Origin of the sequence: Microcoleus sp. B5-D4, from assembly GCF_036705145.1 — a bacterium.
Classification (GTDB): Bacteria; Cyanobacteriota; Cyanobacteriia; order Cyanobacteriales; family Microcoleaceae; genus Microcoleus.
Map to the genome: position 1 here is coordinate 1 of NZ_JAUBTV010000151.1, position 7340 is coordinate 7340.

At 47.5% G+C, this 7340-nt stretch carries 6 protein-coding genes; 5 read left to right on the forward strand and 1 reads right to left on the reverse strand.

The window, feature by feature from the left end; all coding sequences use genetic code 11:
- Window positions 1-66 precede the first annotated feature (66 nt).
- Window positions 67-2985 (reverse strand): CBS domain-containing protein, encoded by a 2919-nt coding sequence (locus QUB10_RS33290; RefSeq protein WP_333207379.1) that lies wholly within the window; start codon window positions 2983-2985, stop codon window positions 67-69.
- 325 nt (window positions 2986-3310) lie between these two features.
- Between QUB10_RS33290 and psbZ the strand changes: the two genes are divergently transcribed.
- The 5 genes from psbZ to QUB10_RS33315 all read left to right on the forward strand — a co-directional run bounded on the left by psbZ (window position 3311) and on the right by QUB10_RS33315 (window position 7164).
- Window positions 3311-3502 carry a photosystem II reaction center protein PsbZ gene (gene psbZ, locus QUB10_RS33295; protein WP_190735314.1) on the forward strand — a complete coding sequence of 64 codons (192 nt, stop codon included), beginning with the start codon at window positions 3311-3313 and terminating at the stop codon, window positions 3500-3502.
- A 220-nt stretch (window positions 3503-3722) separates the two neighbouring features.
- Window positions 3723-4313 (forward strand): 6,7-dimethyl-8-ribityllumazine synthase, encoded by a 591-nt coding sequence (gene ribH / locus QUB10_RS33300; protein WP_333207380.1) that lies wholly within the window; start codon window positions 3723-3725, stop codon window positions 4311-4313.
- A gap of 83 nt (window positions 4314-4396) precedes the next feature.
- Window positions 4397-4570, forward strand: coding sequence for a hypothetical protein (locus QUB10_RS33305; protein ID WP_333207381.1), 174 nt, complete (start codon window positions 4397-4399; stop codon window positions 4568-4570).
- Between the two features lie 549 nt (window positions 4571-5119).
- Window positions 5120-6358, forward strand: a complete 1239-nt coding sequence (locus QUB10_RS33310; protein WP_333151562.1) for a sedoheptulose 7-phosphate cyclase — start codon at window positions 5120-5122, stop codon at window positions 6356-6358.
- 2 nt (window positions 6359-6360) lie between these two features.
- Entirely contained in the window at window positions 6361-7164 is an 804-nt protein-coding gene (locus tag QUB10_RS33315) for a class I SAM-dependent methyltransferase (protein WP_333207382.1), read from the forward strand.
- The last annotated feature ends 176 nt before the right edge of the window (window positions 7165-7340 follow it).

Consider the following 7340-nt stretch of genomic DNA (forward strand, 5'->3'; position numbering starts at 1 on the left):
CGTCCTTTTTGGACGGGCGGGACGCCCATCCCACTTTCAAGAGTGGAAGTTATTTAATTCTCATTCCTAAGCTTGAGGATAACGTTGTGCTAAGAAAGAGATAGCAGCAGCCCGATCGCCCAAATCGCCATCCAACTTCGCCGCCAACAAGTCATCCAACATTCGTTTAAACCCAGGCCCTGGCTTATAACCCAAAGCCTTCAAATCGTTGCCATTTAAAGGCGGCTCAACATTCGCCCATTTGGTGAGATATTCCCAAATTTGGCGGCGTGCACTTCGCGGACTTTGTAGGGCGATCGCAATTAACACCGGCAATTCATAATTCCTTAACAGCAACACCAACTGACTCGGCAACTCGCACTTAGGCAAATTCTCCGCTAACTGCTTCTTTCCGGCTTCCAAAACTTCCAACCGCTTAATGCTGTCAGCAGGTAACTGAAGATTTGCAGCCACCTTGCCGCGATATTCCGGTGCTACATAAGCTATCAAAACTTCCAGCCGCATCTGCCAATCGGGAATATTGATAATGGGGAATGGGGAATGGGGAATTGGGGATTGAGCCTTGAGAGTAGTTGCTTTTTCTTTTTCTTCCTTCTTCCCTATTCCCTCTTCCTTCTTCCCTCTGACTCGTGACTCACCATCAATCATTAATCCGTGTATCCGTGTCAAAATCCGTGTCGTGCCTTCCTTCTTCCTTCTTCCTTGCAAACACCGATCGAGCAAACGCAGTTGCCGCCACAACTCCCGATCCAACTCCAAACTAGGATGAATGCAGCGCAAAGCCTGCAAATCTCCCAGCATTTGCAAAGCAACTTTCCAGTAAGGAGCTTGCAAAATGTATTTCAATTCGCTTTTGAGCCGAGTTTCCAAAGCCGGAGCTCGGCCGTTTTCCCCCTGAATTCGGTAATAAATCCCGCTGGCCAAAGCATTGCGGATGTATCCTTCCGTCTGCGGCTCAATTTCAAATCCTAACCGCACCGCAAACCGCACCGCGCGATAAATTCGCGTCGGATCTTCGATAAAACTATTGGCGTGCAAAACTCGAATTTGCTTCGATTCCAAATCCAGCAAACCGCAAAAAAAGTCTAACAATTCGCCGCTGCGAGGAACACCCAAGCGCACAGCCAGGGCATTAATTGTAAAATCCCTGCGGTACAAATCTTGGCGAATCGAACTCGCTTCAACTTCAGGATTTGCAGCCGGATAAGGATAAAATTCAGTGCGAGCCGTAGCGATATCCACCCACAGCGAGCCGAAAGCAGAGTCTTTGTGCCACAAAAGCGCGGCGGTTTGAAATTGACCGTGAACGTCCAAACGCGATTCGGGGTAAAGTTTTTGCAGCGAGGAAGCTAACTCGACACCAGCACCGGAATCGTCGGAACCGCACTTTCCATCCACAACCAAATCGATATCTGTTAGCGCCAGTGTATCATCCGTGGCTAAGAGTAAATCCCGGACTGCTCCACCGACAATATAAAGTTGCCAGCCGCGCTCTTGGGCAAGATTGGCCGCGATCGACAATAATTGCCATAATTCGGGACTGATGCGCGATCGCAACAACTGCTCAACCGATTCGGGCGCGGCACAATAAGACAATTCTGTATTGCTTCCCCTGTCTCGCGCTTTTTGCTGGTGCAATTCCCGCAACACATCAGTCCGAGTCACAATTCCTACCAGTTGACCGTTTTCCAATACTGGCAAGCGGCCGATATCGTATGTCACCATTAAAGATTCAATTTCCGGCAGCAAGGTATCTGGGGCGATCGTTTTTAACTGCCAAGTCATGTAACCCTTCACCGGGGCGTGACTGAAACCGTGGTGCAGGGCAATGTCAATGTCGCGGCGCGAGATAATGCCGGCGAGTCGATCGCCCGCATCGACCACACAAAGCCCGGAATGTCCGTAACGTAGGAGGATACGGTGAGCTTCCCCCACCGATGTTTCCGGGCGAATGCTCCGCACTGGAGACGACATTAATTCGCGCGCTGTCGGAGGGTGGGGAATTTGAGCTTTGAGTTCGTCAGCTAACTGATTTAAAGTCAGCAGGGGGTCAACATCGCGGGTGGCGAGGGAAGCGGCGCGGGCGTGGCCTCCACCACCGAAGGGTTTGAACAATTCGCTGAGGTTTGTGCCTTCGATGCGCGATCGACCGATAATAGTTAATCGATTGGAAACTGGCGATTCGGGATCGATGTTGCGGTTGTTTTCGTTTTCGCCAAATTTATAAACATTACCTAACAGCAGAGCATCGGTTTCAGTTAAATCGAGCAAGCGAGAAGCCAGAGAAGAAAGTCCCGGAACGTAAGCTTCAGTAGATAGCAGCACCCAGGCTACGCTGTAACCGTGCAAAGTTTCCGATCGCAAATTCTTGAGCGCTTCTCTGAGCAAATCTTGCAATTGAGGAGACAAAGCGGGTTCTACATATTCAGCTATTACCCCCAAACTCGCTCCCTGTTCCATCAACCACGCCAAAGCTATTGCATCTCGCGCAGTTGCGCCCTCAAAGGTGAGGGAACCTGTATCGACGTGGATGCCGAGGGCCATTACTGTTGCTTCCGAAGGCAGAAGGCGGAATGGTGTGTCGCTCTTTTCTGCTTGATTTTTGAGCTTTTCGACAATTAATGTCGTGCTGGCTCCGACTGCTTCGATTTGGCTAACAGTAGCCCGGATGTCTGAATGCGCCTCCTTGTGGTGGTCGAAAACAGCAATTTCGTTGAGGTGTGGCAAATCCAGCCACTCGGCGGCTTTTCCCAAACGATCGCGCCCGGAGGCATCAACTATAGTAAGCGATCGAATTTGTTGCGGATTGACCGATCGGCGTTCAATCAGTGGGTACTCGTCGCGGTGTAGCGCCAAAAAATCCCGCACTGTCGGGTGACACCCGCCCGTCAATACGATCCTGCTACCGGGGCGCAGCACGCAAAGTCCCACCGCCGCCCCCAAGGCGTCAAAATCTGCTGTTGTGTGGCACAAAACTAAGTCCATAGCCGAAAATCCCGCATCTCTCACTCACAGAGTAGCAATTTCTCGGGCTCTGACACCGGGCGATCGCACTGTAACTTAACCTTCAGCCTGTATCGAATCCAGTTTTCTGTGCTGTAGCCAACAATGATAAAATTGATAAAAATCTCAAAAGTCGCTGACGCCTGTTCGCGCAACGCCCGAATTTGCACGGGTTCTTTCTTATCAATCAACCGACAATCTCTCGATCGACTATCGGGAAACTGTCAAAAACTAGAATTTGGAAGATTTTTTCCGGTTCTGGGAAGCTATTTCTGATCAACGCACGGTTATATCGAAAGGAGAAAAGATGTTATCAATTCTGTTTCAAGTGGTTTTACTGGGTCTGGTACTGCTGTCTTTTGTGATGGTCGTTGGCGTCCCGGTTGCTTATGCCTCTCCCCAAAACTGGAATCAGTCTAAATCCCTGATTTATGTCGGATCGGGTCTCTGGTTTTTGCTGGTTATTGCAGTGGGTGTATTGAACTTTTTAGTCGTTTAATTTCACCCAACTCTATCGAATAAAGAAGGTAAAAGATAGAAGGATGAAGGCATTCACCAGCGATTGAAAGGCATTCGGCAGAAGCTAGGAATTTTCCAGACCGCGCGATCCTGTATGTTTTTGCACTTGAGATTCAGATGAGATGCTGCTGCTTTCTGACTTTTGCCTTCTCAAAAACAAAAATCTAAAATCTAAGACCTAAAATCTAAACTAGAGCACTATGACTGTTTTCGAGGGAACTTTTACTCACACCGAATCTTTGCGATTTGCGATTGTCATCGGTCGTTTTAACGATTTGGTGGTTAACAAACTTTTGGAGGGATGTCAAGATTGTTTGAAACGCCACGGGGTTGATATTAATCCTCATGGCTCTCAGGTGGACTTTTTTTGGGTTCCGGGAAGTTTTGAGATTCCTTTGGTGGCGCGCCAAGCTGCTCTTTCTCACCGCTACGATGCGGTAATTTGTCTGGGTGCGGTAATTCGGGGCCAAACTCCTCATTTCGATTTTGTGGCTGGTGAGGTTGCTAAGGGAATTGCTGCTGCTGCTTTTCAAACAGGGGTGCCGGTGATTTTTGGGGTGGTGACAACTGACACGATGCAGCAAGCTTTGGAAAGGGCTGGAATTAAAAGCAATTTGGGCTGGAATTATGCGATGAGTGCTTTGGAAATGGGCACTTTGATGCGCCAAGTTAAGGGTTTGGGAACACACTCTTACGGTCAATTAGCTAGTGGATCTGGTGCTCAAGTGCTTTCGGGCGAAGCAAATCTGGCGATCGCCCCCGATGTCTCGTCCGATCAAATCCCCTCGTAAGTTCGGGTAGCAGTATTTTTAACCTCAAAAAACATCAAGATTTGCATCGGGAAAAATCTTAAGACTCTTGTGGGGTGGTGATTATGCCCGCCCCCAAGGTAAAAATTCCACTATTCGCCGATCGACAAATTAGACCAATATCTTGCCAATTGGAAATAGGAATTTTGATGCGTCAAGTTCATACTTTGGGCGGAAATTCTGACGATCCATTACCTGCGTCTGCTGCTGTTCGAGTGCTGTCGGGCGATCGGGCTTGATTTATGTTCCCAGGAAATTTCGTAATCTAAAATCCGGGTTCATTATTCCCTTTATTAACTAGGCATTAATCGGCTGATTGGATATTTAATTTGGTTGATAATCAACTGGAAATACACAGCGAACCAGATCAAAAAAGACAAAGTGATTTCAACGATCGATCGCAACGAGTCGTTTTAATAGATGAGGCTGCTGTAATTTCGGGTTTTCCCGATTTGTCTCTGGATAATATTATATTAAAAAAATTATCTATTTTTACTGAATCTGGTTGCATAAAGATGAGAAATTCGTTATGTTGAATTTTGTGTAAGCATTGAGGCGGTCTCAAATCAATCCTCAAAAAGCTTTAAGTATAAATACTCGCTAAGCAGTATTTAACCTAGTCTTAACAAACAACTCTGAAAGTAAATTTTTAGGTGGATTGTTAAGTTCATATTAAATGACAATTTGTCAAGTTAATGCCTAGGAAGTTTGCCAGCAAAAGGATGGAGAGTTTTGAAGATCGCCCAGATACTTACAGTTACTGATCAACATGAAAGTGCAAAAATCTTATGGGTGACATTCAAGCTACGTTTACATCTACCGATAGAGCTTTTCAAATTGAGGGGTACGAAAAAATAGATTTCAGCTTGCTCTACGTAGATGGTGCTTTCAAGCTGGAGAATCCTGAGATTGCGGATAGTTACCGCCAATTTGGTCGCTGTTTAATGGTTGTAGATGAAACAGTCTATGGTCTTTATGGTGCACAGATGCAGGATTATTTCAAGCATCACGAGATAGATTTAACAGTCTTTCCAGTTAATATCAAGGAACCTGATAAGACATTAAAAACTTTTGAAAGCATCATAGATGCCTTCGTTGATTTCGGACTCGTGCGGAAGGAGCCTGTTTTGGTAGTCGGTGGTGGATTGACGACAGACGTAGCTGGTTTTGCCTGCTCATCCTATCGCCGTCGGACTAACTACATTCGCGTACCGACAACCTTAATTGGGCTAATTGATGCCAGTGTGGCAATCAAAGTAGCTGTGAACCACGGTAAGCTGAAAAACCGCCTCGGCGCTTACCACGCTTCGCAGAAAGTAATTTTAGATTTCTCCTTTCTGAAAACTCTGCCGATCGACCAAATACGAAACGGAATGGCAGAGTTAATTAAGATCGCCGTAGTAGGCAACAAAGAAATCTTCGAGTTGTTAGAAAACTACGGCGAAGCATTGCTGCACAGCCATTTTGGTTATTTAGACGGCACATCTGAACTGCGCGAAGTGGCCCATCGCTTAACCTACAACGCGATTCAGTCGATGCTGGCCTTAGAAGTACCAAACCTCCACGAGCTAGATTTGGATCGGGTGATTGCCTATGGTCACACTTGGAGTCCGACGCTGGAACTAACACCGGAAATTCCAATGTTCCACGGCCATAGTGTCGCTATCGATATGGCTTTTTCGGCGACTATTGCTGGGCAGCGGGGCTACATTTCGATCGCCGATCGCGATCGCATCTTAAGATTAATGAGCCGCCTCGGACTAGCGATAGACAGCCCTTATCTGACATCAGAACTGCTCTGGAAAGCCACAACATCGATCAGTCGTACCCGTGATGGCCTTCAGCGTGCAGCAGCTCCATGCCCCATTGGTGACTGCTTTTTCATGAATGATTTGACTCGAACTGAGTTGGATGAAGCCCTAGCGGTGCATCGAGAAATCTGTCAGGGCTACCCGCGTCATGGCGATGGCGAGGATATGTATGTGGTATTGCAGAAAGTTGCAACTCGTTCCACAGCCGGGGTATAAAGATGAGACCCGTTACCCCAGTCGGGATTTTAGCCTCTTTACTCGAAAGTCTCGCCTCGCAAGTAGAAAAAATCGATAATCTCGATCGAGCTTTCAAGACCCAATTACAACAAGCCTACGAACTAGCAAATGGTCTCGATCCGTACCTGAACCTTTGTACCACGCCGGAATCTCCCGCCTTAGCCGCGTTAGTAAAGCGCACTCAATCAGAAGATTGGAGTAAGCGATTCTCTGACGGCGAGACAGTGCGACACTTGGAACAGGAAATGCTTTCGGGCCATGTGGAAGGCCAAATGCTGAAATTTCTCGTCCATCTCACCAAAGCACAGCGCGTACTGGAAATAGGGATGTTTACCGGGTACTCAGCACTAGCGATGGCCGAAGCCCTGCCAGTGGATGGAGTGGTGGTAGCCTGCGAAGTAGATGCTTACGTCGCTGAATTTGCCCAGAAGTGTTTTCACGAATCTACTGCCGGTCACAAAATCTCAGTGAAGGTAGCACCGGCTCTAGAAACCATGAAACAATTGGCTGCTAATGGAGAAGTGTTCGATTTGGTATTTATCGATGCTGATAAAGCTGGATACATAGACTATCTCGATTTACTCCTAACTACCGGGCTGTTGGCTCCCAATGGCTTGATATGTGCAGACAATACTCTGATGCAGGGACAGCCCTACTTGTCAGGTACTGCTACTGATAACGGAGTTGCGATCGCCAAATTTAACCAGGCTCTAGTTGACGATCCGCGCGTAGAGCAGGTGTTAGTGCCGCTGAGAGATGGATTGACCTTAATTCGGCGCGTTTAGTAGAACAAAACTTACGCATCAAAACCTGCATAAACCGGGTTTTTTGCCCTATTGGGCGGGCTGTAACGAAGTCCGATCGTCAAAAAACCCGGTTTCTAAGGGATGAGAATTAAATAAAATCCACTTTTCATGACTGTTGTGGGATGGGCGTCCCGCCCGTCCTTTCTGGGCGGGCG